This is a genomic window from Glycomyces sp. NPDC050141 (assembly GCF_055586545.1).
The window spans coordinates 166432-191687 of the sequence record NZ_JBVJHZ010000006.1; the positions used below are offsets into that span (position 1 = coordinate 166432).

Here is a 25256-nt window from a genome sequence, read left to right on the forward strand (position 1 = left end):
CGTCGGCGACGGCGAACCGGGGCAGGTCGCAGGAGCCGTTCTCGTTGCGGGACAAGCAGAGGTAGTAGAAGTAGAGGCGGCCGGTCTTGGATTTGGCGCGCTCGATGATCAACCGGCGGCCGCACCTGCCGCACCAGACGAGACCTTTGAGGTAGTGGTCCCATTTGCGTTCGCGCACGCCCGCGCCGTGCTCGTCGTAGAGCACGGTCTGGACCTTGTCGAACAGTTCCGGCTCGATCAGCCTCTCGTGCCGGCCGGGGTACTCGGTGCCGTTGAAGGTGACGTAGCCGAGGTAGTAGCGGTCGCGGAGCATCTGGCCGATCTTCTTGATCGAGAGGGGCGATCCGGCCGGGTACCTGCGCGTCGGCCGGGACCGCAGTCCGGCGCTGGTTGCGAGCTTCATCAGGCCCGGGAACGAGTGCTGCCCGGTCGCGTACTGCTCGAAGAGCATTTTCACCAGTGGTGCCCGGTCGGGATCGAGGGCGATGGTGCGGATCTCGCGGCCGTCGACGGTCTCGCGGACGTTGAGGTACCCCAGCGGCGGTTTGCCGGGGGTGCCGCCTCGGGCGGCTTTGGCTTCCATCTTGTAGGCGATGTCTTGCCCCGAGACTCGGGACTGGTACTCGTTGAACCCGTCGACCATGTGCGCCATGAGGTCGCCGGTTGGCGAGTCGTCGGTGGGGTCCTTCACGGACAGGATCGCCACTCCCAGGCTCCGGAGTTCGCGTTTGGTGAGCCCGGCGTCGGTGGCATCGCGGAAGAGCCGCGAGCGCATGTACACGATGATGTAGTCGGCGTCGTGTTGGTTGCGGATGCGGCCCATCATCTTGCGGAACGCGGGGCGGCCGTCGATGGAGCGGGCCGACTTGCCCGGTTCGACGTACTCGTCCACGATCTCCAGGCCTATGCGTTCGGCGAGCGCTGTGCAGGCTTTGCGTTGGGCGGGGATCGAGTTCCCTTCGGGGTCGTAGTCGGTGTCGACTTGCCCGCGCGAGGAGACCCGCAGGTACACCACCGCCCTACCGCCGGTTCGCGTCTCGCTCGTCTTGTCCTGCTGGCCGTTCATGCCGCGTCCCTCTCGATCTGGTCATCGTCGTCCGGGGCCGCGTCCTGGCCCGGATGCCCGGCGTCCGCCGTTGGCGTGTCAGCGGCGTTCTGAGCGCGTTTGGCGGCGCGAAGCAGCAGTGCGGCCAAGCGGTCGGTATCGATGACTTCCCGCCGCGCCCCGGTGACGCGAATCCGCTTCGGGACCCGGCTCACCGCCTCCACCGCCAGGCAAAACACCAGGTAGCGGCCCTGGTGGCGACCGTAGCTCGACCTCGGTAGGGGTACGAGCCTTTGCGCGAACGGGTTTTCCGAGTCGGCAGGTCTCGGCAGATGCGATCGCAGACAGTCTGGCTCGACTGATGATCAGCTTCGACTGGGCTGAGGCCAGGAGCCCGGCACGGGCAGGCGGCAGTGACCGGTGTAGGAGTTCTCGGGCTCAAGCGTGGGGTCTCACGCCGTCCTCAGGACCAAGGTCCATCGAAGGTAACTCGTGGTTCTGTCACGAGTCAAGTACTGCAAGTGGGGAACGCGGGAGTAGACGAGCGGTGAGGGGGCAGGCACGGGCGGAAGACGGGAGGTGCGGGCCAGGTTGCGTTGGAATGAGGCCAGCGGTTGGCGGGGGCGAGCTTGCTCGCCGGATATGCCGTAAAAGAAGTTCTGGAGTAAAAGAAAATACAGAAGTAGGAGGGCCACCGGGCTGGCCGATTATTCACGGCGAGCTGGGGAAACGGGGGTCGCCGGGCTTCGGTCCATGACTCGGGACCCCTCGCGGGCCTGACGACGGGTGTTGCCGCGGGAGCCGTCGCGCGCAGTGTGACACCCTGCTCGGCGCGCTTGGCTGGCTCAGCGGAAGTCGGTGAGCAAGGCGAGGTGGCGCCTCGACCCTGACTCGGAGCGGACCTGTCGCCAGATCGGACCGAGCGGGTCTGCCGAGCGGTCGATCGTGGTCGTGGCGACCGGGAACCAGCTGCCGCGCTGCGCAAGCTCGCGATGGAAGTTGGCTTCGCGGAGGGGTTTGGTCAGCTCGATGACCATGTACCCGACGACGCGGTAGTCCTGGTAGAGGCCGCTTTCGACATGTTCGCGGCGAATGTTCAGCTTGCGCTCGGCGTCTTTCGCGAAGCTTTCGGCCTTCCTCACCAGCCGCGCCAGGGGCTCGGTGCCGGTGTCGTACTCGTAGCAGATTGCCGCCGTGCCATGTGGCGCTGCGAGGTCGAAGGCGCCGTCGGCGCGCATGTCGACCATGGGCGAAATGCTGTCGGCCTCGGCCTCGGTATACCAACGCGTCAGCTCCATCGCGCCGTCTTTCCGGCAGGAGTGCACCAAGCGCGAGTAGAAGTCGTTGCAGCCCTCCAGATGCGAACGGTGGGCCGAGGCGATGATCCGCTCGGCATAGGCCTCCGCCGATGCTTTCGACGGCACCCGGCCGGGTTTGGGCTTCCGCTCGCCGAGGATCGGGCCGACGGGGTCGCGTTCGTAGTCCTCGACGCGGTTTGCGTGGACTAGCTTGAGACCGTGCAGCCCCAGCAGGTAGCGGAAGGCCGCGCGAGTGTGGGGCCGGAACCGCTGGAGCACGCCCATCTCGGTCAGCGTCGCGATCCGGTCCCGAGCTGAGGAGTTCGAATCGAAGAACAGCCGCTCCAACTGCACGAGCGTGAACAATCGGAACCGCGCCAGGTCCGCGACGATCGCGAAGTCCCGCGCGGTCAACCGGTGCGCGACTTCCCGCACCGACGAAGCCGGTGCCGACGGCGCACGCCACGAGCCCATCAGACCTCACCACCAGGTACCAGCCAGACGGCACACTGACGACCGGAGCCCCTATCGGTACCCCGGTGATGCTCGCTTCCGCACATACGGAACACACGGACTTGCAGAACGACCCTCCCGTCGCAATCGGCACTTTGCTGGCGGCCGAGCCGGAGCGCCCCGCATTGAGATGCGAAAACGCCCCGAGCAGCGGCCGTGACCGCCGAGTGTGACTCGGAAAAGGACCACCCGCAAGAGCTCGTGACAGCTTGTGACAGGTCACGACTCGCTTTCTGGGGGCACCTCTACCTGGGATACGTGGCGATTACATCCTGAGCGAGCTGGTGCAGTGGGAGTACAAGCTCCGGGAAGTCGCCGGTTTCGGCGCGGAGAAGAAGCCTGGCGATGACGGCGAGCTGTGCGAGCCGACCGTCAGGCGACTGAAGTTCTTCAGCGAACTCGACCTGGACACGGGCAGCAGCCGACGCGTTGAGGAGGCTGAAGCACAGGAGCGTCGCGGCGTCGAATCCGCGTGGTGCCATGCCCCAGTGCTCCCAGTCCAGCAGCACGACGTTCGGGGCGGTGACGTTGCTCCAGTGGAGGTCGCCGTGTGCGCAGACCCAGTCTTCAACGGTCGGCTCGACCGCGTCGCCCCAGAAGACGCGAATACGGCGGCTGAGCTCTGCTTGGGTCACCCGCTTGCGCTCAGTGTCGACGTCTGCGAGGTTCCGTAGATTCCGACGGAGGTCGTTCCACCAACCGGCAGGCGAATCAAGGGAGGCCGCTGCGAACTCGTTCGAGGAGACTGCGGCTTCGCGGATGAGGGTCGAGAGTTCGGCTCGCTGGCTTCTTCCCCATCTCTCGTCATCCCAGTCATCGAAGGCAAGGATGTGTGGTTTGGCGACGCCAGTGATCTGCTCGGCTTCGACGTTGCCCGTCCAGGTGTCGCCGCCAGCCGTGGCGAAGGGCTCGGAGTGGACGCGCAGCCAGCAGGTCCCGTGTTCTGGATGCTCAGCTTGAGCACTCGCGGAACGCAGGTACCAGCCGAAACGAGGTTCCCTGGTGACCACGGCGTCGAAGGTCTCGGCCGCTTTCGCGAGGTTGTGGAGCATGAAGGCCTTGAAACGCTCATCCGCAGGGCTGGCCGACTCTTCGGTCACGCTGCTCCTTCATCGCCGAAGAGGTGCCGCAGGTACGAGTTCGGGTCGTTCATGTACCTACGCCAGTGAGCGGTGAGTTCCAGGTCCTCCCACGGGACGCGTTCGAGGCCGTGTTCGCCGACCTCGATGATGTCGGCGCCCGGCGTTGAGGCGAGGATTGGAGAGTGCGTTGCACAGATGACCTGTGCTCCTATCTCGCCGAGCTGGTGCATGAGCGTGACCAGCCGCAGGCACGACGTGAACGAGAGAGCTGCTTCGGGCTCGTCCATGAGGTAGAGGCCTGGTTCGGCGAACATCGTCTCTAGGACGGTCAGGAACCCTTCGCCGTGGCTCATCTCGGCGACGTTCTCGTCCCAGTAGCCGCTCATGCCGCTGACGAAGTTCAAGAGCCCGGATGCCGTCTCGGCCCGGAGGAAGAAGCCTCGCTTCTTCGCTCGCGGGCCGGACTGCATGCGTGATCCGGCCCGCGTGTATTCGAGGCTGATGACCTCTCCGAGCGGTGTCTTCTCGCGGTCGTTGCCGTATTTTCGGCCGGCACGGCCGCCTTGCGAATCAAGGCCGAAGCCTTCCGCGATGGCTTCGACGATGGTCGACTTGCCTGAGCCGTTCTCGCCGACCAAGAACGTCACGGGCCGAGTGAGGGCCAGTCCCACATCAGCGAGGGACTGGACCGGAGGCAGATCGAACGGCCACGAGGACGCATCGATCTCGTCGTCGATCTTGACCCGTTCTACCAGCAACTCGATTCACCTCACCTGTACGACGGCACACATGCTCCCACCGGACGGCAGTTGTTCGCCGGGCGGCACGCCGGGGAGCAGGATGGCCCGCAGTCCGGGTTGCACATGTTCGGCACGCACGGCATCGCGACAGGCTCAAGGCCACCCGAAGGTGTCACGCGCTCGGCGAACTGCTCGCGCAGCCGCGTGCGTGTCTGCTTCCAGGATGCACCGGCCATGATCGCGGCAAGAGGCTCAGTCTGGACATTGCCGACCGGAAGCCAACGCGAGAAGACGCACGGCCACACCGCTCCATCCGGTCCGATCGCCGCGACACCGTCCGCGCAGTTCCCGCAGAGCTGCGCTTCACCCTGCGCGCCACCGCGGACGCCGCGGCCGACCTCACGGAGACGATCGAAGCCGATGTCGGTGACCCCGAGCGAGACGAGTTCCAGACGCGCGGCTTCGACACGCTGGTCGTCTTCGACCTGGACGATTCCGACACGGAGTGGGATTCGCTGCCGAACTGCCTCGGCGATGTTGGCCCTGGTCTGACGGAAGGTGTCTCGTCCGGTGATCGCTGCGTGCTCGGCGGCTGAATCGGAGTAGTACGAGGTGGCCAGTCGGACGCCATCACGCCCGAACACTTCCCACAGTCGCGGCGTGACTCGTACGAGGTTGGAGAACACTTCAACCTCCAGTCCAACCGTCAGAGCGTGCTCGACCAAGCGCGGGAGATCCGGGTGCAGGGTGGGCTCGCCGCCGATGAACTGCACCATGCGAACACCGAGCTGGGCCGCCTGGTCGATGACGGTGAACCATACTTCTGCGGCCAGTCGGCTGTGCAATCCGCTGGGACCCGACTCTGCATAGCAGTGCCCGCATTCGAGCTGGCACTTGCCGGTGATCTCCAGCCACAGGAACGAGACCTCTTCAGGCGCTCGGACTTTCAGGACATCGGTCATGGACGGAATCCTCTCGATGAGGTGGTCGGACAGTGGGGAGCGGAGCCGCCGCCCACCACGGCGGCTCCGCTGAAGGGAGAAAGTCAGAGGTGCCCTTGCTCGGCGGTGCGGGCGAGGATCGCTTGGGATTCAGCGCGCCAGCGGCGCTTGCGGTCCTCGGGCGTGCCCTTCCATCCGGGGCGGGTCGCGAGGCCGCAGATCCGGCCGTGCTCATGGAGCAGGTCGGCTACCGGCGTGAGGCCGTTCGCGGTGTTCACCAGGCTCAGCACTGCGTGCTCGTCGGCAGTGGTGGGTTCGATCGCGAACCGGAAGCCGTCGAGTGCGAATACGCCGATCACGCTCGTGGGCAGCGGCTCCGGATGCATGGGTCGGATGTTCTCGGCGTGCCAGTCGGCGATGAGTGCGGCGATGTGGTTGCGCTGCTGGACTTTCCAGGCCGCGGTCCGCTCGTTCCAGGGTGGTTCCCATCGAACCTCGCGGACTACTCCGCCAGCGTGGGCGGCGTATCCGATCTTGATCGGGTTGCCGTTGTAGTCCAGCCAGATCGAGGCGTATCCGGTCTTGCGGCGGGCTTTGAGCCGCAGCACGTTTCCGGTCGCGGTCTGCCACTCGCCAAGGATCTCGAATCCGGCTGTGCTGCCCTGGTTCGTCCTCTGCATGGCCCTGCTTGCCATCAGATCCACCCTTCACCTGCCGTGTCGGTCTCCTGATCGGGCGAACGGCGTCTTGCGCCGGTCGGTTGTCCGCCCGTAGCCTTGATTCCAACAGGACCAAACCGTCCAAACCAGAGCATCGATGACGCACTCATGAGGCACGGATGAGGCATCAAAGCGTTGACCTGGGAAGTTGCGCGGTTCCGAGGTGGAGGTGAGGCGTGGAAAAGCGACGTGAGGACTTCATCCGACGCCGCAAGTCACTCGGCCTCAGTCAGGAGAAGGCAGCCGAAAAGCTCGGTGTCGAACGCTCCACCTTCTCCCGCTGGGAGCGAGGAGAGACCGACCCCCAGCCTTGGATCAGACTGAAACTCGCCGCCTTGCTCGACGTTGAGGCAGCTCAACTCGAACGGCTGCTATCCAGCGACGGTCCACGGGCCACGACACCGGCTTGGCAGCGATCTACGAAGCATTCGATCGTTCAGGCGCCCATCCGCAATGCGGTGAGCGTGGAGGACCTTCTCCGGATCGAACAGACCCGCGCTCACTTCCAGGAGATGTACCGTCGCGTCGGCGGCGTGCCGACGCTCCCGAGGATCAGCGCCATCCTCGACCAGCGAATCACTCCGATGCTGCGAAGCGCATATGAGAACAACCTCGGTCGCCAGATGTTCCGCGCCGCCGGAAGCCTCACCGCCTTCGCCGGGATCTGCGCCTACGACGCCGACCACCAGATGGCCGCCACCGCCCGCTTCGCCGAAGCCCTCGGACTCGCCCGCGCCGCCGCCGACCTGCAATTCGAGGGCTACCTCCATGCCCTACTCGCCAACCAAGCGATGTATCTGGGAGAACTCGGCCAAGTTCTCGACCACACCGAAACCGTGCTCGACACCCTCGGCGACCAGCTCAATCCCGCACTAGCCTGCGACCTGCACAGCCTCGCGGCGAAAGCCCACGCCCGCATGGGAACCACCAGCGCTTGCCATCGCCACCTCGAAGCCGCCGAAACCCACGCCGAACGCGTCTGGGACGGCCCTGATCTGCCCGAGGCCTCCTACATGACCCCGGGCCTGGTCCAACTCCAGACCGCCGAAGCACTCCGCCGCCTCGGCGACACCAGCGCCGCGCGCACCTACGCCGACGAGGCTGTCCGCACCGCACCTAAGACACACCTGCGAGGCCAAGTCCACCGCTGGGCCGGCTACGCCCTCGTTCTCACCGCCCAAGGCGAGATCGAAGGAGCCGGCGTTGCGGCCGCCACCATGCTCGACCGCGCAGTCGGCATGGAATCCGGCCGACTCCACGACCGCCTCACCAGCGTCGTCAGCGCTCTCCGCCCGTACTCGGCGGAACCTGATGTGGCGAGTACGCTCGAACGCGCCGAAGTCCAACTCGCGGAACCGGGAGCATGATGCGCTGGCAGGTCAACTCCAAGCGAACTCTCTACCGCGACCAGTGGGTCCACCTGCAAACCGCAGATGTGGAACTCCCCGATGGCCGCCACCTCGACCACCGCCTCATCGAAACCGGCCCCGGAGCGGGAGCCGTCGTCGTCAAGGACGAGAAGGTTCTCCTCCTCTGGCGCCACCGCTTCATAACCGACACATGGGGCTGGGAAATCCCCATCGGCGGCATCGAACCCGGCGAAACCCCCGAACAAGCCGCCCGCCGCGAGGTAGAAGAAGAAACCGGCTGGCGATCAACCGGTCCGCTCACACCTTTGGTCTACACCCAGCCCTCGCCCGGGCTCATGACAGCCGAGCACCACATCTTCAAAGCCCAAGACGCAGAACAGATTGGCGACCCTGCTGACAGCTTTGAATCGGAGCGGATCGAATGGGTTCCACTCAGTGACATTCCCGCGCTCATTGCCAAGGGCGACATCAGCTCCGGGACAACAATGGTCGGGCTGCTATGTCTCTCTACTGAATCCGGCGTAGGTAACTAGGGTCAGCAGCCCGAATCGAGTCCTGGGATTCTGATGCCCCACTAATGGGAGGATTGGTTCTGCTCAATCATTTTGGAACACCAATAAATCGGTCTCCTTCGGGGTAGATGATATTGATTCCAAGAGATGCTGCTAGATCCCTTAGATCATCATTTACGTCATTCGGTACTACAATTCCGATATTGACTGGATGTGGGTGAATATGGCGGCGGTAGTCAAGCAACTGGCTAATCGCTTGCCTGATAGAAGTTCGATTAGCGTTGCTCTTAACTTCGTAGAGACTGTTGGCAGTCTCATCATAAATGTCCGTAAGATATCGCGAATGCTCGCCTTTTATGGAAATTTCTAGCCTTCTAACACGATGTTGTTCCTGCTCTAGGAATTTCCGGAAGCGTTCATGAAGTTCAGCTTCCATTCGGCGTCTAGTAACGTTAATTTCATCCCCAGCAACTGAAACATAGTCGCTAATTGTTCGGCCGGGAGCTGCGCTATCAGTAATGTGATTTTCGGACTCGGACTCACGCGCTTGTTGCTCGTTACCCCGGCCTCGAGCTTCGATCATTGGCCGCATTTTGCGGAGGCGTACCAAGAATCCCAGTGCCATGAATAGCTTCGAGAGTTTTCCCGGAACTGTCTCAAGGATGGCTAGCCATTCCTCTTCGTAGCGTTGCGCTTCAGCCTGACTGCCGAGCCGCTTCGCTACCCAGGAGACTATTCTGGTCGAGAGGCGTGGACACCAATCGGTGAGCTCTGCAAGAGTCAGCGGAAGAAGAACGGATACTGCGAGAAAGATCAGAATCTGAACGGTCACCTAAGCCCCCGCAAATCCGGGCTGGAAGCCTGCCGATGCTTCCCGGCGCGGAGCCTGGCGCTCGGCGACAAGAGATCTGGCGCTACCAATCCACCGGGGATCTAGAGCGTAGTATCGGCGGCGAGGACCTCGGCGGTTTGGGTCCTCGCCCTCCCACTCGCTTGTTACCCACCCGCAGTTCTCGAGGCGCATCAGTATCGGATATATGCTCCCGGTCTGACGACCGGTTGCCTTGGCGATCTTCAGGCCGAACAGTTCGTCATCGCCAGTGAGCAGGACCTCGATGACATCCAGCGTGGCGGCGGTGATTTTGAAGGGATACCTCACGGACCTAACTCTACATACATAGAGAATCGATCGAGTTCGAGGGGTCGACCCCAAAGCGGTAGTCGGGCGTGAGGACCGTAGCCGCGCTGCTGCATACATGTGACCTATTTTCGAACATGATTGTGTGTTTGGCTTTCGATGGGACGCGGCCGTTTGACGTGCGCTTCTGGGCGGATGGTCGGTCCTGGTTGCTGTTCGCGGGCTGGGATCTGTCGGGTACGAAGGTCTACGGTCCTCCCGAACTGTTGGCGATGATCGAGGAGGACGAGCTCCTTGAGACGGTGCGGCTGTCGTTGACCGCCAGCGACTCCGTAGAAGATGCTGACCGATGACGCTAGGGCCCGGGCAAACATGTTGGCAGGTCCGAACTCGCTGCCTCATGCTTGGGCGATGCAGCAGTTGGTTCGAGTCTTTGAGGATTTCGTCTATGGCTTTGACTCGGGGGTTGATGTGCCGATGGAGGCAGCTCACGCTCTCGTGCGAGGCCTCGAAGGGAGTGCCCTTGTTGACCTTGCGGGATTGGGCGCTGACCAACGGCTAGAGGTCCGCGACTTGATCCCAGTGGTGGCAGTGGAGCTTGCGATGGTTGTCCCGCCACGCGAGGCGGTTGTGATCCGGCGGGTGAGCGAGGTCGCTCGGCAGTACCTTGACGGCGAAATCGAGTTTCTTGACGCACTCTCCTGGACCTTGTGGTGGTTTGGGAAGTACTTCGAGGACGGGTCGGGGTACCGGTGCTGTGACGAGATGCTTTGGTTGCAGCTGTGGTACGAGGACCTCGAGTTTGATGGAAATACCACCTTCGGATTCGGATCGCTCGAAGCGGCCGAGCAAGCGTTCCGTCGACACACTGCAGCCACCGTTGACGGTGGCGAGTGTCCGGCTCCTATTCGAGCTTGATTGCGGCCTGGTGAAGCTGCGGTCATCCGACACTTCGCGCTTCGCGCAGGAGGCGTTTGACGCTGGAGAGGCTGATGCCGTATTTCTTCGCGAGTGCTTTCTGGCGGACGCCCGCCTGGTACTCGCGCACGATGGTTGCGCGGTCTGTGCTGGTGAGGCGGCGGTCTAGAGACCAGGGCCTTCCGTTTGATGAGCGGGGTTTGGGCTGTTCGGGCGTAGGGCAGGGGTCAGGGTTTTGGGTGGGGCGGGTGAAGAGGTCAGGGAGGCGGTTTGCGTGGGTTCTGACCTGCGGCGATGGGTTCAAGTAGGCCGTTGCCAGGTCCACAGCCCGAAGGCGGCCATCAGAAACGATGGCCGCCTTTTTCGTGCTCTCAGGCGGGGCGCTTGATCGCGAGGGACATCGCGGCGGCGAGGGCGCACAGGGCGCCCGAGGTGAACCAGGCGAGGTCGTAGGCGCCGGTGAGGTCGCGGGTGAGGCCCGCCGCGGAGGCGATGAGGGCCGCGCCGACCTGGTGGGAGGCGAGGACCCAGCCGAAGACGACCGCGCCGTCGTCGCCGAAGTGCTCGCGGCACAGACTGATCGTCGGCGGCACGGTGGCTACCCAGTCGAGGCCGTAGAAGATGATGAAGAACAGCATCGGCGGGTGCACGTCGTCCGCGAACAGCGACGGCAGCGCGAGGAGCGAGACGCCGCGCAGCGCGTAGTAGACGAACAGCAGGTGCCTGGGGTTGTAGCGGTCGGTGAGCCAGCCGGAGAAGATCGTGCCGATGAGGTCGACGATGCCGATGACGGCGAGGAGCGACGCGGCGGCCGTCAGCGGCATCCCGTGGTCGTGGGCGGCGGGCACGAAGTGGGCGCCGACGAGGCCGTTCGTGGAGGCCCCGCAGATCGCGAAGGTCCCGGCGAGGAGCCAGAACGCGCGCGTCTTCGCGGCGGTCGCGAGGGCGCCGAGGGTGCGGCGCACCGCGCCCGCGCTGGGCGGCTCGGGCGTCGTGTAGTCCTCCCCCGCGCCGAACGGCTTGAGGCCGGCGTCCTCGGGGCGGTCGCGGATCACGAAGAGCACCAGGGGAACCATCGCGAGGGCCGTGAGCGCGACGAGGATTGAGGCCGCCCGCCAGCCGGGGCCTTCGACGAGAAGCCCCACGAGCGGCAGGAACACGAGCTGCCCGGCCGCGCCGCCCGCGGTGAGGATGCCCGAGACGAGGCCGCGCCGGGCGATGAACCACCGGTTGGTGATCGTGGCGACGAACGCCATCGCCATCGAGCCGGTGCCGATCCCGACGATGAACCCCCAGCACAACAGGAGCTGCCAGGACGCGGTCATGAACACCGTGAGGCCGCTCCCGGCCGCGATGAGCGCCAACGCGATCGAGACGACCCGGCGGATGCCGTACCGCTCCTGCAGCGCGGAGGCGAAGGGCGAGAACAGGCCGTAGAGCAGGATGTTCAGCGAGATCGCGGCCGAGATCGTGCCGTGGGACCAGCCGAACTCCTCGTGGAGCGGCTCGATGAAGACGCTCGGGGTGGCGCGGAACGCGGCCGCGCCGACGAGGGCGACGAATGCGACGGCGGCGACCCACCACGCGCGGTGGACGCGTCGGGAGGCCGCTTTCCTGGGGGCTTCTGGGGCGGTGATGGACATGGGATCAAGCATCGGGCCTCGCCGCGTTTTGGGCAATTGGCTCGCTGGCCAATATGTGCGAGGATCGGGCCATGAGCGGCGTCTTTCAGAAGCACAGCAGTGAAACCGGACGGCACCGCGTCGCCGTGCTGGTCCGCCACGGGCACCTGCCCGTCGAGTTCGGCATTCCGCACCGCGTGTTCGGTACGGCCAGAAGCGCATCGGGCGAGCGGCTATACGAGGTCGCGACGTGCGCGGTCGAGCCGGGCCTCATCCGCACCGACACCGACGTCCAGATCCTCGTCGAGCACGGGCCCGAGGCGCTGGCCGAGGCCGACACGGTCGTGGTGCCCTCCGAGCACGAGACGTACGACGGCTACCGGGGCTCGCTGCCCGGTCCGCTCGCCGAGGCCCTGGCGCTGGTGCGGCCTGACGCGCGGGTCGCGTCGATCTGCACGGGCGCCTTCGCGATCGCGGCCGCCGGGATGCTCGACGGGCGCCGCGCCACGACCCACTGGGACGCGGTCGACCGCTTCCAGCGGCTCTACCCGCAGGTCAAGCTGGAACCCGATGTCCTGTACACGGAGGACGGGAACGTGTTCACCTCGGCGGGGGTCGCCTCCGGCTTCGACCTGTGCCTGCACCTGACCCGGCTCGACTTCGGTGCGGCCGTTGCGAACGCGGTCGCGAGGCGCGCGGTCGTGCCGCCCTTCCGCGAAGGCGGGCAGGCCCAGTACATCGAGCGGCCCGTCCCCGAAGCGGGCGCGAGTGCCACGGGGACGGCCCGCGAGTGGGCCCTCGAACGCCTCCACGAGCCGCTCACCCTGGGCCAGCTCGCCGGGTGCGAGCAGATGAGCGTCCGCACCTTCACGCGCCGCTTCCGCGAGGAGGTCGGCACCTCCCCGCAACGCTGGCTCCTCAACCAGCGCGTCGAGCGCGCCCGGCACCTGCTGGAGCGCACCGGCCGCTCGGTAGACCAGGTCGCGGCCGACGCCGGGTTCGGCTCGGCCTCGGCGATGCGCCTGCATTTCCAAGCGGTCCTTGGGGTCTCGCCGAGCGCGTACCGGCGCACGTTCGCCGGGCAGTGACCGGCGGCGGCCACCGGGCCGCCGCCGATCTAGGTGCGCAACTGGCAGACGCCGTCCACGCACTCGCGCTGCAGGCGCCCCCGCGACACCGTCTCGATCAGCCCGAGCACCCAGCACACCGGGCAGCCGCGCAGCGCGAGCATCCCGACCGGCGCGAGCGCCAGGCTCCACAGCCCGAACACGGGCAGGAGCGCGAACGCCGCGATGATCAGCCCGAAGCCGAGCACGCCGCGCGCGACATGGCGCGGCACCGACTTGCTCGCGAAACTCCCGTTACCGCTCATGGCGGTCCCTTCCGGCGTGCAGGCCCTCCTGGACGGCCGCCCGCGCGCGGTGCAGCCTTGATTTCATTGCGGCCGTGCTGATCCCGAGCGCGTCGGCGGTCATGCGGCCGCTGTAGCCCTGCACGTCGCGCATGATGAGCACGCGCCGCTGATCCGAAGGGAGCGAGGCGATCACGTCGGCGACGATCCCGGCCTCCAAGAGCTGCAGCGCCTCCTCCTCAGCGGAGGGTTCGGTCCGCTCGGGCACCGTGCCGCGGTGCCGTATCGCCAGCCTTGCGCGCCTGATGCATTCGTTCCGCACGATCCGGAACATCCACGCCGCGAGCGCCCCGGTCGCGCGCAGCATCCCGATCCTGCGGTACAGGATGATCAGCGCCTCCTGCGCCGCGTCCTCCGCGTCCTGCGGTGTGGTGCAGAGGGAATGGGCGAACCGGCGCACGTGCGGGTGCGAGCCCGAGACGAGCGCGGTGATCGCCCGGGCGTCGCCGTCCTGCGCGGCCGTGATCAAGGCCCCGTCGGGCCAGCCCTCAGACACGCGAACGCCCTCTCCTGCGCAGCACCACGACACTGCATACGCCCATGAGCAGCACCAGAACCCCGACAGCGATGCCGATGACCATGACGACCTCCGTATCCGCCGGTCCACCTGACCGGACGCATAAGAGAGGCGCGCGATGACGTGAAGGATTCGCGCCGTACCGGATTTTCTCCCGGCGCGCCGCGCCGTTGATACCCGGTGCGCGCATGCGGCAAGATGAGGCCGTGAGAATCGGATTGCTCGGCGCATTTGAGATCCAGGTCGACGGGGCCCCCGTGAACATCCCCGGGGCGCGGTCGCGGGCGCTGCTCGCGGCGCTGGCCCTCGAACCGGGACGCATCGTCCAGAAGACGCGGCTGGTCGACTGGGTATGGGGCGAGGAACCGCCCTCTGACGAGGCGAACGCCTTGCAGGTCTTGGTGTCCCGCCTCCGCAAGGCCCTGCCGAAGGGCGCGGTCGAGTCGAAGGCCGGCGGGTACCTGCTCGCCGCCGACCCCGACGCGGTCGACGTCAGCCGCTTCGAGGACCTGGTCGCGCGGGCCCGCACCGCCGACGACGCCGAGAAGGCGGACCTGCTGCGCGAGGCCCTGGGCCTGTGGCGCGGCACCGCCATGGAGGGCATCGCCCTCTTGGGCAGCAAGGCCTTCGACGCGGTCGTGGTCGGCTTGAACGAGCGGTACGTGCAAGTCCTCGGCGACCGGGTGGACGCGGAGATCCGGCTCGGGCGCGGCGCCGACCTCATCACCGAGCTGACCGACCTGGTCGCGAAGTACCCGATGCGCGAGGGCTTCGTCGCGGCCCTGATGCGAGCGCTCGCCGAAGCGGGCCGCAGCGCCGAAGCGCTCACCGTCTACCAGCAGCTCTCCGAACGCCTCGGCGACGAACTCGGCGTGGACCCCTCCGCGGAGCTCTCGGCCCTCAACATCGCGCTGCTGCGCGGCGAGATCGGCGGCCGCACCGAGAACCGCCGCACGAACCTCCGCTCCGAGCTGACCGCGTTCGTAGGCAAGGAAGACGACGTCGCGGCCGTCGCCGACCTGGCGTCCCGGCACCGCCTCGTCACCCTCAACGGCCCCGGCGGCGCGGGCAAGACCCGCCTCGCGGTCGAGACCGCCCGCACGATGCTCGGCGACCTCCCCGACGGCGCGTGGCTCGTCGAACTCGCGACCCTGGGCTCCGGAGACGAACTGGCCCAAGCGGTCCTGACCGCGATCGGCCTGCGCGACCAGCAGGGCGCGGCGGGCGGCGACGCGACCGACCGCCTCACCGCCGCGATCCGCGACCGCGTCATGCTCCTCGTCCTCGACAACTGCGAGCACGTCATCGAGGAGGTCTCCCAGTTCACCGACCGGCTCCTCGGCGAATGCCGCTCCCTGCGCATCCTCAGTACCAGCCGCGAACCGCTCGGCATCACCGGCGAGGCCCTGTGGCAGGTCGAGCCCCTGGCCCTGCCCGCCGAGAACGCCACCCCCAAGGAGGCCGCCGCCTCCCCCGCCGTCAAGCTCCTGCGCGACCGGGCCGAAGCGGTGCGCCGCAACATCGGCGGCGACGACGAGACACTGTCCACTATGGCCCGCATCTGCCGGGCCCTGGACGGCATGCCGCTGGCGATCGAACTCGCCGCGGCCCGCCTGCGCACCATGTCCGTCGACCAGCTCGCCGACCGCATCGACGACCGGTTCCAGCTGCTCACCGGCGGCTCGCGCACCGCGATGGCCCACCACCGCACCCTCCGCGCCGTCGTCGACTGGAGCTGGGACCTCCTCAGCGAGGCCGAGCGCGAACTCCTGCGCCGCCTCTCCGTGTTCACCGGCGGCGTGAGCCTCGAAGCGGCCGAACGGATCTGCCCCGAAGGCGAGTACGCCCTCGACCTCCTCACGACCCTCACCGAGAAGTCGCTCCTGCGCACTGACGGCGAAGGCGAACCCCGCTACCGGATGCTCAACACCATCCGCGAGTACGCCGCCCAGCGCCTGGCCGAGGACGGCGACCCGGCCGCCGCCCGCCGCGCCCACCTCGCCTACGTCACCGAACTCGCCGAGGCCGCCGACCCGCACCTGCGCGGCGCCGAGCAGCTGACCTGGCTCAAGGCCCTCGAAACCGAGCACGACAACATCCACGCCGCCCTGCGCGGCGCCATCAACGACGGCTGGGCCACCGAGGCGATGCGGCTCGTCGCGGCCGTCGGCTGGTACTGGTACCTCAGCGGCCACCGCGCCGAAGGCATCGAACTCGCCGTCGCCGCCGGCGGTCTCGAAGGCGACGTGCCCGACGAGGTCCGCGCGCTCGGCGGCACCATCATCGCGATGTTCCTGACCTCCGGCTACGGCGGCGACCAGTACCAGGCGCAGGAGTGGATCGAGACCGCGCACGCGGCCGCGCAGCGCAGCGGCACGCAGCACCAGATCATCGGGTTCATCGCGCCGCTCGCGCGGATGCTGGAGGCCCCCACCGACTTCCTCTCCGCGTTCGACCCGCTCGTCGACGGCACCGACCCGTGGGTGCGCGCGCAGGCCCGCCTCGCCCGCGGGCGCCTGCGCCTCATGCTCGGCAGCGACGAGACCGATGTGGACAGCGACATGACGCAGTCGCTCGCCGAGTTCCGCACGATCGGCGACCGTTGGGGCATCTCCTCGACTCTCAGCTTCATGGCCGAACGCCTCGCCGCGAGCGGCGAGTTCGCCCTGGCCTGCAAGCAGATCGACGAGTCGGCCGCCGCCCTCGCCGAACTCGGCTCCACCGAAGAGGTCATCAGCGCCCGCACCCGCCAGGCCACCTTGCACTGGCTCAACGGCGACGAGCGCGCCAGCGCCGCCGCCCTGTCGCAGGCCGAACGGTTCGCGGCCGGAATCGCCTGGCCCGCAACGATCGCGGAGCTGACGTTCGCGAAGGCCCACCTCGCGCGCTGGCGCGGGGAACGCGACGAAGCCCGCGGACTCATTGCGGGCCTTGCAGGATTGGCCGGTAGCGAAGCGGGCGGCATCTTCTTCTCGATCGCCGACGCGAGCGGCTACCTCGCCGACGACCTCGACGCCGTGCGCGGGTTCCGTGCCGCTTCGCTGGAGACCGCTGCGGCGATGGCGTACCCGCCGATGATCGCGCAGGCATTGATCGGCATCGCGGATCTTGCTCTGCGCCAAGGCAAGGACGAGGAGGCCGCGAAGTTCCTCGGGGCCGCCGAGGCCGTGCGCGGCGCGGTCGACCTGACCGTCTACGACGCCGTGAAACTCACCGAGGAGGCAAAGAACCGCCTCGGCGAATCAGAGTTCGCCGAGGCGGTGCGCGCTGGTAGGGGTTCGGACTGGAACGCGATGGCGGAGGCCGCCCTCGCATCGTGAAGGGCCGCAATGCCTTAGTTCGCCGCCTCCTTGACGGTGACGTTCCCGCCGCTGGTGCGGGCGCGCACCTTGACGGTGCGCTCGGGCACGCCGGGCACGTTCACGTGGTTGTTGACCCGGCCCGTGGCGGTCTTCGCGTCCAGCTCGACGGCGGTCCCGACCGGGACGCCGACCTCGAGCTTGCCGATGGCCGTGTGCAGCTCGACCGGCCCGGAGCCGATCCGGCCGATGCGGATGTCGCCGATGGAGGTCTTGGCCTCGACGGCGGCGTGCGCGGTGTCGATCGTGACGGGGCCGTTGGCGGAGTTGACGTGCAGGTCGCCGCCGACCTCGCCGATGACGGTGTTCCCGCCGATGTTCTTCACTGCGGCGTCGCCGCCGACGCGGCCCACGCGGACGTCGCCGCTGCCGTTGACCTCGGCCTTGCCGTGGACGTGCTCGACGACGACCCGGCCGCCGGTGGTCTTGACCCGCACCTCGGTGGCCTCGGCGACCTTGATGTCCCCGATGGCGTTCTTGAGGCGGCAGGTGCCGACCCGGCCGTGCACGACGTACTCGCCGTCGGCGGTGTCGCCCTGGACGTTCGAGCCGGTCGGGACCTGGACGCTGATGCGCACCGAGCCGTACTTGCGGGCGAAGGCGGTGCGCAGCTTGGGCTGCCAGACGCGGAGCTTCCCGGCCTCGAACTCGACGTTGACGTGCTCGGCGGCGGTGACGTCGAGCTGGCGGGTCGGGTCGATCGGGTGGATCTCGACGGTGGTCTCGGTCCGGTCGGAGGCGGTGAAGCGGATGTCGCCGAGGACGATGTCGACGACGGCGGTGATCGGGGCGGGGGTGGTGAAGGTCTGCATCTCGGTGCCTCTTTCGGTTCGGCTCGCTGGCTTGATGCCATAACGATCCGCCCGCGGCCTGTCACCGGGCTTGCTTTTGCCTGACACGGCCCCTGACGCCTGTCAGAACCCCGTATAACCCCAGGTCACTCGGGTTTCTCGAGATGCTCGAGCAGCCCGTCGAGGGCCGCGTCGAGGCTCGCGGTGTTGGCGGCGTCGAACCAGGTGGTGCGGATGCGCTCGTTGCTGCCGCCGGGGGTCTCGTGCTCGGAGGCGATGGCCTGGAGCGGCTTGGACTCGTCGCCGAGGGAGGCGTTCACGCCCTGGAAGAGGCTGCGCACGTACCGGTCGGCGGCCGCTTGCGGGACGCCGTTCCGCGCGGCCCAGTCGGCAAGGGCCCCAAGGTAGGCGAGGTAGGTGCTCACGGTGCTGGAGAGCGCGGAGGCCACGTTGTAGGCGGTCGCGTCGGCGACGGGCTGGGCGCCGCCGAGCCGGTCGAAGAACGCCTCGGCCGCGGGGTGGGCGGGGTAGACGACGGTGACGGAGGCGCGTTCGCGCACTGTGGGGAGGGGGATGGCGGCCACGATGTCCGCTTCGGTGCCGAGGAGTTCGCGCAGCTCGTCGGCGCTGACCCCGGGGATGACGTTGACGACGGTCTTCTCGGCGCTGATGTCGAGTCCGGCGAGGGCGTCGTGCCGGTCGGCGTGGCGGACGGCGATGACGACGAGGTCGGCGTGGTCGACGACCTCCTGGTTGCTCGCGCGGACCTGCACGTTCGCGTACTTCGCGGCGAGCGCGGCGCCGGTGGCCGCGCCGCGCGGCGAGAGGCTGATCTGCGGCGGGGTCTCGGCACCCGCGCTCAGCCCTTCGACCATCGCGCCGCTGATCTCTCCTACGCCGATGAACCCGATGCGTTCCACTGCGGCCCCTTTCGTCGCGCCCGAGACTAGCAAACGACGGCGGCGGTTTCGAAACTTTCGGAACTCATCATAGATATGTATCTATGAAAATTAGCGCCTGAACAGGGATTGACATGATCTAACCTCAAATTTATCCTGATTTTGGCAAGCGATATCGTCCGAAAGTTTCGAGATTGACCGCGACTAGGAGGAGCCATGCGGCCCCACCCGAACGAACCCGAGACCATGAAGGCGAAGCTGAAACGGAGGTCCCTGATCACCGCAGGCGCGGCACTCCCGGTACTCGCCGCCGCCACCCCCGCCGCCGCCCAGACCACCATCACCGTCGAACCCAATACGGTCCAGCAGACCATCCAGGGCTTCGGCGGCATGAACCACAGCGTCTGGATCGCCGACCTCACCGCCGCCCAGCGCGACACCGCGTTCGGCAACGGCAGCGGCCAGCTCGGCTTCTCCATCCTCCGCATCCCCGTCCACGAGGACCGCGCCAACTGGAGCCGCGAGGTCGCCACCGCCCAACGCGCGGTCGCCCTGGGCGCCAAAGTCTTCGCCTCACCGTGGAACCCGCCCGCGTCCATGACCGAGACCTTCTCGGGCGGCAAGCGCCTGCGCTACGACATGTACGACGACTACGTCCAGCACCTCAACGACTTCGACCAGTTCATGGCGAACAACGGCGTCGACCTCTACGGCATCTCCGTCCAGAACGAGCCCGACTACGCGCACGACTGGACCGCCTGGACCCCGACCGAGATGCTCAACTTCTGCCGGAACAACGCCGGCGCGATCGGCACCCGCGTCATCGCGCCCGAGTCGTTCCAGTACCGCAAGAACATGTCCGACCCGATCCTCAACGACCCCACGGCCCTAGCCAACGTCGACATCATCGGCGCCCACCTCTACGGCACCCAGAACGCCGACCTCCCCTACCCGCTGTTCCAGCAGAAGGGCGGCGGCAAGGAGCTGTGGATGACCGAGGTCTACCACCCCAACAGCTCCGACTCGGCCGACCTGTGGCCCGGCGCGCTCGACACCGGCGAGCACCTCCACCGCGCACTCGTCTACGGCCGCTTCCAGACCTACGTCTGGTGGTACATCCGCCGCAGCTACGGGCCGATGCGCGAGGACGGCCAGATCTCCAAGCGCGGCGCCAACATGGCCCACTTCTCCAAGTGGGTGCGCCCCGGCTACCAGCGGATCACGGCCACCGCGAACCCCCAGGCGAACGTCTACATCACGGCGTTCAAGAGCGGGTCGCGGATCGTCATCGTCGCCATCAACAAGAACACGACCTCCGCGTACTTCCCGTTCACCGTCCAGGGCGGCGGCAACGCCACGGTCCCGACCTGGCTCACCGACGCCAACAACACCCTCGTGTCCTATTCCGCCCCGACCATGACGAACGGGCAGTTCAGCGCCCAGCTCCCGGCCAGCTCGATCCGCACGTTCGTCATCAACTGACCGTGTGAGAACCCGCCCCCGGCGGGGTACTCCTCCGACGAGAAGCGGGCGCCCTCGCGGGCGCCCGCACACCGGAGGGAGGACCCATGGCCGTGAAGGAGCGCCTCGTCGTCCAAGTGACCGACGCGCCCGAGAAGAGCCGCTACGAGGCGTACGTCGACGGCGAGCTGGTCGGCTACACCGAGTACCGGCACAACGACGGCACCACCATGCTCGCGATCACCCAGGTGCCGGAAGAGCTGCAGAACAAGGGCATCGGTGCGGCCCTGGCGCGCTTCGCACTCGCGGCCGCACGCGAGGCCGGGAAGCGGATCGAGCCCGTCGACCCGTTCATCGCCGGGTGGCTCGAACGCCACCCCGAGCACGCCCACATGATGCACGAGAAGGCGATCCACCTGGGCGAAGAGACCTAACCCTCCTCTCTCTTGGCGCGCAGCTCGGCCCAGCGCTCGAGCCGCTCGCCCACGCGCGCCTCGTACCCGTTGCGGGTAGGGCGGTAGAAGCGCTGGCGCTCCATATCCTCCGGGAAGTAGTCGGCGCCGGAAAAGCCATCGGCCGCGTCCGGGTCGTACTGGTAGCCCTTGCCGTACCCGATGTCCTTCATCAACCGCGTCGGCGCATTGAGGATGTGGTGCGGAGGGGCAAGCGACCCGGTCTGCTTCGCACTGCTCTGTGCCTCCCCGAAACCGCGGTAGACCGCGATCGACTTCGGCGCGGTCGAGAGGTAGACGACGGCCTGCGCGATCGCCAGCTCCCCTTCCGGCGAACCCAGCCGCTCGTACACGTCCCAGGCCGCGAGCGCCTGCTGCACGGCCTGCGGGTCGGCGATCCCTATGTCCTCGTTGGCGAACCGCGTGATCCGCCGCGCGATAAAGAGCGGGTCCTCGCCGCCGTCGAGCATCCGCGCGAGCCAGTACAGGGCCGCGTCGGGGTCGGAGCCGCGCATCGACTTGTGCAGCGCCGAGATCAGGTTGTAGTGGGACTCCTGCGTCTTGTCGTACAGCGGCGCCCGCTTCTGGATGGTCTCCGCGAGCGCGGCCGTATCGAGCAGCGGCGCCCCTTGAGGCAGCTCCTGCAGCTGCTCGACCATGTTCAGCAGATACCGCCCGTCGCCGTCGGCCATGGCCAGAAGCGACCCGCGCGCCTGCTCGTCGAGCGGCACGGCCCGCACTTCCTTCTCGGCGCGCGCGAGAAGCGTTTCGAGCGCGGCCGTGTCGAGCCGGTGGAGCACGAACACCTGGCAGCGGGAAAGCAAGGCCCCGTTGAGCTCGAAGCTGGGGTTCTCGGTGGTCGCGCCGACGAGGGTGATCGTGCCGTCCTCCACATACGGGAGGAACGAGTCCTGCTGGGCGCGGTTGAACCGGTGGATCTCGTCCACGAACAGCATCGTCCCCTGGCCCATCTCGCGGCGCTGCTGCGCGGCCGCGAAGACCTTCCGCAGGTCAGCGACCCCGGAGAACACGGCCGACAGCGGTTCGAACGCGAGGTCCGTCTCCTCGGCGAGGAGACGCGCGATCGTGGTCTTCCCGCACCCGGGCGGGCCCCACAGGATCGTGGACACCGGTTTGCCGCGTGCGACCATCCGCCCGAGCGGCGCGTCCGGGGCCAGCAGGTGGTCCTGGCCGACGACCTCGGCGAGCGTGCGCGGGCGCAGCCTGTCGGCGAGAGGCCGGGGCGGGTCCTCCCCGAAGAGCGGCAGTGCGGGCGCCGGATCGTTCATGCACCCACCGTATCGCCGGGGTACGACATTCAGGGCGAACGTGAGAGGATGCCGTTTGTGGACGCGATTTGCGAAGTAGTGATCACCGGCCCCGACGCCGGCTGGCTCCGCGAGTTCACGCGGCGCCTCGTCGAGGAACGCCTCGCCGCGTGCGGCCAGAACATCGAGGCGATCCGCTCGGTCTACCGCTGGGAGGGCCGGATGCACGACGAGCCCGAGGCCCGGGTCATGCTGCACACGCGCCAGTCGCTCGTCCCCGAGATCATCAGGATCGTCCGCAAGGAGCACCCGTACGACGTGCCGTGCGTGCTCGCCCACCGCATTGACCAGGCCAACCCCGACTACCAGGCCTGGGTGGTCGAGTCGACGAAGGCTCCCGGCGAGGACGACGCATGATTCGCGGCGTCCTGTTCGACATCGACGACACCCTCATCGACTACTCCGGCTCCGACGAGATCGGCGTCGTCGCGCACCTGCGCGACGAGGGCCTGCTCCATCACTTCCCCACTCCCGCAGCGGCACTCGCGCTCTGGCGCGACATCATGGACATCGAGTACGCCCGCTTCCTCTCCGGGGAGCTCACCTTCACCGGGCAGCAGCGCGCACGCACCCGCCGGTTCTTCGCCCACATCGGCGAACCGGAACCGGCCGATCAAAAGGCCTGGTACGCCCGGTACAAGGCCCACCGCGACACCCACCGCCGGGCCTTCCCCGACGCCGAGCCCGCCCTGCGCAAGCTCGCGCCCGACTACCGCCTCGGCATCGTCTCCAACTCATCGATCAGTCACCAGCGCCGCAAGCTCGACTCCTTCGGGCTCCTCCCGTTCTTCGGCGACGCGATCGTCTGCTCCGACCCGCACGGCGCGGCCAAACCGGCGCCGAGCATCTTCCTCGCAGGCTGCGCCGGACTCGGCCTCGCGCCAGACGAAGTCGCCTACGTCGGCGACAAATACACGGTCGACGCCCTTGGCGCGCAAGGAGCCGGACTCCACGGCTACTGGCTCGACCGCGCCGACACCGGCACCGAAACCGAACCAGGCATCCAGGTCATCAGCACCCTCGAAGACCTCCCGGCCGCGCTCGCTTAGCTCCGGCTCTGTGCGAACGAGTTGCGGTAAGCGCTCGGGCTCAACCCCACATGACGGGTCAGGTGCTGCCGCAACGACTCCGCGGTCCCGAACCCGCTGCGCCGCGCCACCTGGTCGACCGCGAGCTCGGTGGTCTCCAGCAGCTCCCGGGCCCGGTGCAGCCGCTGCTGCAGCAGCCACTGGAACGGGGTCAGGCCGGTCTCTGCGGTGAACCGGCGGGCGAGGGTACGCACGCTCACCTTCGCCTCCCTCGCCAAGTCCTGCAACGAGATCGGCCGGTCGAGGTGCTGCAGCGCCCACACCCGGGCCTCCTCCAGCTCGGGCCCGGTCGCCACCGGGAGCGGCGTCTCCACGAACTGGGCCTGGCCGCCCTGCCGCAGCGGGGTCACGACGGCCGCGCGGGCGGTCGTATTCGCCACGGCCGCACCGTAGTCGCTGCGGATGAGGTGGAAGCACAGGTCGATCCCGGCGGCCGAGCCCGCGCCGGTGAGCACCTGGCCGTCGTCCACGTACAGCACGTCCGGATCGACCGCGATTGAAGGGTGCGCGTCGCGAAGCTCCTGAGCCAGTGCCCAATGGGTAGTGGCCGGGCGCCCGTCGAGCAGCCCGGCCTGGGCGAGGATGAACGCGCCCGTGCAGATCGAGGCGATCCGCTTGCCCGCCTTGAACGCCGACCGCAAGACCTCCAGCGTGGCCTCGTCCGCGTCATGCCGACGCCCGCTCGAAGGCACGATCACCGTGTCCGCCTGCTCGACGGCCTCGATACCGTGCCGGATCACGACCTCGAACCCGCCCGCGGCGGTCGCGGGCCCCGGCTCGGCCGTGCACAGGGTGACCTCGTATCCGGGTTCCCCGTCGACCATCGCCGACCCCAGGAAGGTGAACGGCATCGACAGGTCGAAGGGCTTGACCGGCGGCACGGCGAGAACGGCGACACGATGCATGGCTGAATCCTTGGGAATAGTGGCATTCAAGCCACTAGGCTACCCGCTCCCGGCGGGGCAGAGTTGGGACACAAGGTCGGGCCCGACCGGAAACTCCCACTCGCACAGCACCTTTGGAGCATCACCATGGCGCAACACCTCATCGTCGGGTCCGGACCGGTCGGCTCGCTCACCGCCCTCAAGCTCGCCGAGGAAGGCGACACCGTCCGCCTCGTCAGCCCCAGCGGCAAAGGACCCGAACACCCCGATATCCAGCGCATCGCCCTGGACGCCAACAACACCGACGAACTCGCGGCAGCCGCCGAAGGCTCGGCCACGGTCTTCGGCACGGCCATGACCGCCTACGACACCTGGCCGGAGACCATGCCGCCGCTCTACGCGTCGATCCTCGCCGCCGCCGAGCGGACCGGAGCCGACTACGTGCTGCTCAACAACCTCTACGGCTACAGCGACACCGCAGCGCCCATCACCGAGGCCACCGCGATGGCACCGACCACCCGCAAGGGGAAGGTGCGCGCAGCGATGTGGCATGAGGCCAAGGCCGCCCACGACGCCGGGCGGATCCGCGCGACAGAAGTGCGGGCCGGCAAGTTCCTGGGGCCCGGAGCCGCCTCGGGGTTCACGTTGTTCACCGCGCCGAAGGTCGCTGCCGGGGATCTGGCTCTGGTGGACGGCGACCCCGATGCGCCCCACTCGTTCTCCTACGTCGGCGACGTCGCCGACGCCCTGATCGCGCTCGCCCGCGACGAGCGGTCCTGGGGCCGGGCCTGGAACGCGCCGGTCATCACGGCGACGACCCGCGAGGTCGCGACGAGGCTCGCCGAGTTGAAGGGGGCGCCGGAGCCGCGCCTGGAGCAGCTGACCGAGCGGGACTTCGCGCTGCTGGCGCTGGTCGCGCCGATCTTCGGCGAGTTCCCGGAGATGGCGTACATGGTCGACGAGCCGTTCACCGTGGACGACAGCGCGATCCGCGAGACATTCGGCCTGAAGGCGTCGAGCCTGGACGAAGCGCTGGCCTCGTAGACGGCGAAGTCCCGGGGGGGGGGGGGGGGGGGGGGGGGGGGGGGGGGGGGGGGGGGGGGGGGGGGGGGGGGGGGGTGGGGTGGGGGGGAGGGGGGGGGGGGGGGGGGGAGAAAAAAAAAAACAA

General features: G+C 67.6%; 26 protein-coding genes and 2 pseudogenes. 12 read left to right on the forward strand and 16 right to left on the reverse strand.

From position 1 onward, the window contains the following. Positions 1-37 precede the first annotated feature (37 nt). The 6 genes and pseudogenes from ACZ60M_RS06105 to ACZ60M_RS06130 all read right to left on the reverse strand — a co-directional run. A pseudogene (locus ACZ60M_RS06105) lies at positions 38-1066 on the reverse strand (recombinase family protein); the annotation flags it as partial. An 824-nt stretch (positions 1067-1890) separates the two neighbouring features. Further along, on the reverse strand, positions 1891-2817 hold the full coding sequence (locus ACZ60M_RS06110; protein WP_465415194.1) for a replication-relaxation family protein: 927 nt from the start codon (positions 2815-2817) through the stop codon (positions 1891-1893). A 284-nt stretch (positions 2818-3101) separates the two neighbouring features. Then, complete coding sequence (locus tag ACZ60M_RS06115) at positions 3102-3956, reverse strand: phosphotransferase family protein (RefSeq protein WP_465415195.1); 855 nt, start codon at positions 3954-3956, stop codon at positions 3102-3104. Beyond that, the gene (locus ACZ60M_RS06120; protein ID WP_465415197.1) at positions 3953-4696 is read right to left on the reverse strand and encodes an AAA family ATPase; all 744 of its coding nucleotides are present in this window, start codon (positions 4694-4696) and stop codon (positions 3953-3955) included. Before ACZ60M_RS06120 ends, ACZ60M_RS06115 begins: the two co-directional genes overlap by 4 nt. 11 nt (positions 4697-4707) lie before the next feature. Further along, positions 4708-5640, reverse strand: coding sequence for a radical SAM/SPASM domain-containing protein (locus ACZ60M_RS06125; protein ID WP_465415199.1), 933 nt, complete (start codon positions 5638-5640; stop codon positions 4708-4710). Positions 5641-5723: 83 nt separating this feature from the next. Further along, positions 5724-6314 carry a hypothetical protein gene (locus ACZ60M_RS06130; protein WP_465415201.1) on the reverse strand — a complete coding sequence of 197 codons (591 nt, stop codon included), beginning with the start codon at positions 6312-6314 and terminating at the stop codon, positions 5724-5726. Positions 6315-6514: 200 nt separating this feature from the next. Here ACZ60M_RS06130 and ACZ60M_RS06135 point away from each other — a divergent pair. The 3 genes and pseudogenes from ACZ60M_RS06135 to ACZ60M_RS06145 form a co-directional block, all read left to right on the forward strand. Continuing rightward, positions 6515-6697: pseudogene (locus ACZ60M_RS06135) on the forward strand (helix-turn-helix transcriptional regulator); the annotation flags it as partial. Between the two features lie 105 nt (positions 6698-6802). After that, positions 6803-7705, forward strand: a complete 903-nt coding sequence (locus tag ACZ60M_RS06140) for a hypothetical protein (RefSeq protein ID WP_465415252.1) — start codon at positions 6803-6805, stop codon at positions 7703-7705. Further along, a complete protein-coding gene (locus tag ACZ60M_RS06145) occupies positions 7705-8241 on the forward strand; it encodes an NUDIX hydrolase (RefSeq protein ID WP_465415249.1) in 537 nt (178 codons plus the stop codon). The genes ACZ60M_RS06140 and ACZ60M_RS06145 overlap by 1 nt, the downstream gene beginning before the upstream one ends. A 67-nt stretch (positions 8242-8308) precedes the next feature. Here the strand turns inward: ACZ60M_RS06145 and ACZ60M_RS06150 are convergent, their stop codons facing one another. After that, positions 8309-9052, reverse strand: coding sequence for a hypothetical protein (locus tag ACZ60M_RS06150; RefSeq protein WP_465415203.1), 744 nt, complete (start codon positions 9050-9052; stop codon positions 8309-8311). Further along, positions 9053-9379 (reverse strand): PadR family transcriptional regulator, encoded by a 327-nt coding sequence (locus tag ACZ60M_RS06155; RefSeq protein ID WP_465415205.1) that lies wholly within the window; start codon positions 9377-9379, stop codon positions 9053-9055. Positions 9380-9447: 68 nt separating this feature from the next. On the opposite strand from ACZ60M_RS06155, the gene ACZ60M_RS06160 reads away from it, so the two are divergent. Both ACZ60M_RS06160 and ACZ60M_RS06165 read left to right on the forward strand, forming a co-directional pair. After that, positions 9448-9711 (forward strand): hypothetical protein, encoded by a 264-nt coding sequence (locus tag ACZ60M_RS06160; protein ID WP_465415207.1) that lies wholly within the window; start codon positions 9448-9450, stop codon positions 9709-9711. A gap of 58 nt (positions 9712-9769) precedes the next feature. Then, entirely contained in the window at positions 9770-10276 is a 507-nt protein-coding gene (locus tag ACZ60M_RS06165; protein ID WP_465415208.1) for a hypothetical protein, read from the forward strand. A 22-nt stretch (positions 10277-10298) separates the two neighbouring features. On the opposite strand, the gene ACZ60M_RS06170 is transcribed toward ACZ60M_RS06165, so the two are convergent. Beyond that, complete coding sequence (locus tag ACZ60M_RS06170) at positions 10299-10406, reverse strand: hypothetical protein (RefSeq protein WP_465415210.1); 108 nt, start codon at positions 10404-10406, stop codon at positions 10299-10301. Positions 10407-10647: 241 nt separating this feature from the next. Then, a complete protein-coding gene (locus ACZ60M_RS06175) occupies positions 10648-11919 on the reverse strand; it encodes an MFS transporter (RefSeq protein ID WP_465415212.1) in 1272 nt (423 codons plus the stop codon). A gap of 44 nt (positions 11920-11963) precedes the next feature. Here ACZ60M_RS06175 and ACZ60M_RS06180 point away from each other — a divergent pair, with 44 nt between their 5' ends. Further along, entirely contained in the window at positions 11964-12986 is a 1023-nt protein-coding gene (locus ACZ60M_RS06180; RefSeq protein WP_465415250.1) for a GlxA family transcriptional regulator, read from the forward strand. A 29-nt stretch (positions 12987-13015) separates the two neighbouring features. On the opposite strand, the gene ACZ60M_RS06185 is transcribed toward ACZ60M_RS06180, so the two are convergent. Continuing rightward, the gene (locus ACZ60M_RS06185; RefSeq protein WP_465415213.1) at positions 13016-13270 is read right to left on the reverse strand and encodes a hypothetical protein; all 255 of its coding nucleotides are present in this window, start codon (positions 13268-13270) and stop codon (positions 13016-13018) included. After that, positions 13260-13805, reverse strand: coding sequence for an RNA polymerase sigma factor (locus ACZ60M_RS06190; RefSeq protein WP_465415215.1), 546 nt, complete (start codon positions 13803-13805; stop codon positions 13260-13262). The genes ACZ60M_RS06185 and ACZ60M_RS06190 overlap by 11 nt, the downstream gene beginning before the upstream one ends. Positions 13806-14032: 227 nt before the next feature. Here ACZ60M_RS06190 and ACZ60M_RS06195 point away from each other — a divergent pair, with 227 nt between their 5' ends. Beyond that, on the forward strand, positions 14033-17146 hold the full coding sequence (locus ACZ60M_RS06195; protein ID WP_465415217.1) for an AfsR/SARP family transcriptional regulator: 3114 nt from the start codon (positions 14033-14035) through the stop codon (positions 17144-17146). A 14-nt stretch (positions 17147-17160) separates the two neighbouring features. Here ACZ60M_RS06195 and ACZ60M_RS06200 read toward each other — a convergent pair whose 3' ends face one another. Both ACZ60M_RS06200 and ACZ60M_RS06205 read right to left on the reverse strand, forming a co-directional pair. After that, positions 17161-17997, reverse strand: a complete 837-nt coding sequence (locus ACZ60M_RS06200; protein ID WP_465415219.1) for a DUF4097 family beta strand repeat-containing protein — start codon at positions 17995-17997, stop codon at positions 17161-17163. Between the two features lie 125 nt (positions 17998-18122). Next, positions 18123-18896: an NAD(P)-binding domain-containing protein gene (locus tag ACZ60M_RS06205; RefSeq protein ID WP_465415221.1), complete on the reverse strand. Its 774-nt coding sequence runs from the start codon at positions 18894-18896 to the stop codon at positions 18123-18125. Between the two features lie 195 nt (positions 18897-19091). Between ACZ60M_RS06205 and xynC the strand changes: the two genes are divergently transcribed. Together xynC and ACZ60M_RS06215 are read left to right on the forward strand one after the other, a co-directional pair. Continuing rightward, complete coding sequence (xynC, locus tag ACZ60M_RS06210; protein ID WP_465415223.1) at positions 19092-20357, forward strand: glucuronoarabinoxylan endo-1,4-beta-xylanase XynC; 1266 nt, start codon at positions 19092-19094, stop codon at positions 20355-20357. A gap of 86 nt (positions 20358-20443) precedes the next feature. Next, positions 20444-20770, forward strand: coding sequence for a GNAT family N-acetyltransferase (locus ACZ60M_RS06215; protein WP_465415225.1), 327 nt, complete (start codon positions 20444-20446; stop codon positions 20768-20770). Here ACZ60M_RS06215 and ACZ60M_RS06220 read toward each other — a convergent pair. Next, the gene (locus ACZ60M_RS06220) at positions 20767-22077 is read right to left on the reverse strand and encodes a replication-associated recombination protein A (protein ID WP_465415227.1); all 1311 of its coding nucleotides are present in this window, start codon (positions 22075-22077) and stop codon (positions 20767-20769) included. The two genes, ACZ60M_RS06215 and ACZ60M_RS06220, sit on opposite strands and share 4 nt — an antisense overlap. 48 nt (positions 22078-22125) lie before the next feature. Between ACZ60M_RS06220 and cutA the strand changes: the two genes are divergently transcribed. Both cutA and ACZ60M_RS06230 read left to right on the forward strand, forming a co-directional pair. Next, on the forward strand, positions 22126-22473 hold the full coding sequence (cutA, locus tag ACZ60M_RS06225; protein ID WP_465415229.1) for a divalent-cation tolerance protein CutA: 348 nt from the start codon (positions 22126-22128) through the stop codon (positions 22471-22473). Continuing rightward, complete coding sequence (locus tag ACZ60M_RS06230; protein ID WP_465415230.1) at positions 22470-23165, forward strand: HAD family hydrolase; 696 nt, start codon at positions 22470-22472, stop codon at positions 23163-23165. Before cutA ends, ACZ60M_RS06230 begins: the two co-directional genes overlap by 4 nt. Here ACZ60M_RS06230 and ACZ60M_RS06235 read toward each other — a convergent pair. Then, positions 23162-24109, reverse strand: a complete 948-nt coding sequence (locus ACZ60M_RS06235) for a GlxA family transcriptional regulator (protein ID WP_465415232.1) — start codon at positions 24107-24109, stop codon at positions 23162-23164. The genes ACZ60M_RS06230 and ACZ60M_RS06235 overlap by 4 nt on opposite strands. Before the next feature lie 126 nt (positions 24110-24235). On the opposite strand from ACZ60M_RS06235, the gene ACZ60M_RS06240 reads away from it, so the two are divergent. Continuing rightward, entirely contained in the window at positions 24236-25132 is an 897-nt protein-coding gene (locus ACZ60M_RS06240) for an NAD-dependent epimerase/dehydratase family protein (RefSeq protein ID WP_465415234.1), read from the forward strand. Positions 25133-25256: the final 124 nt, after the last annotated feature.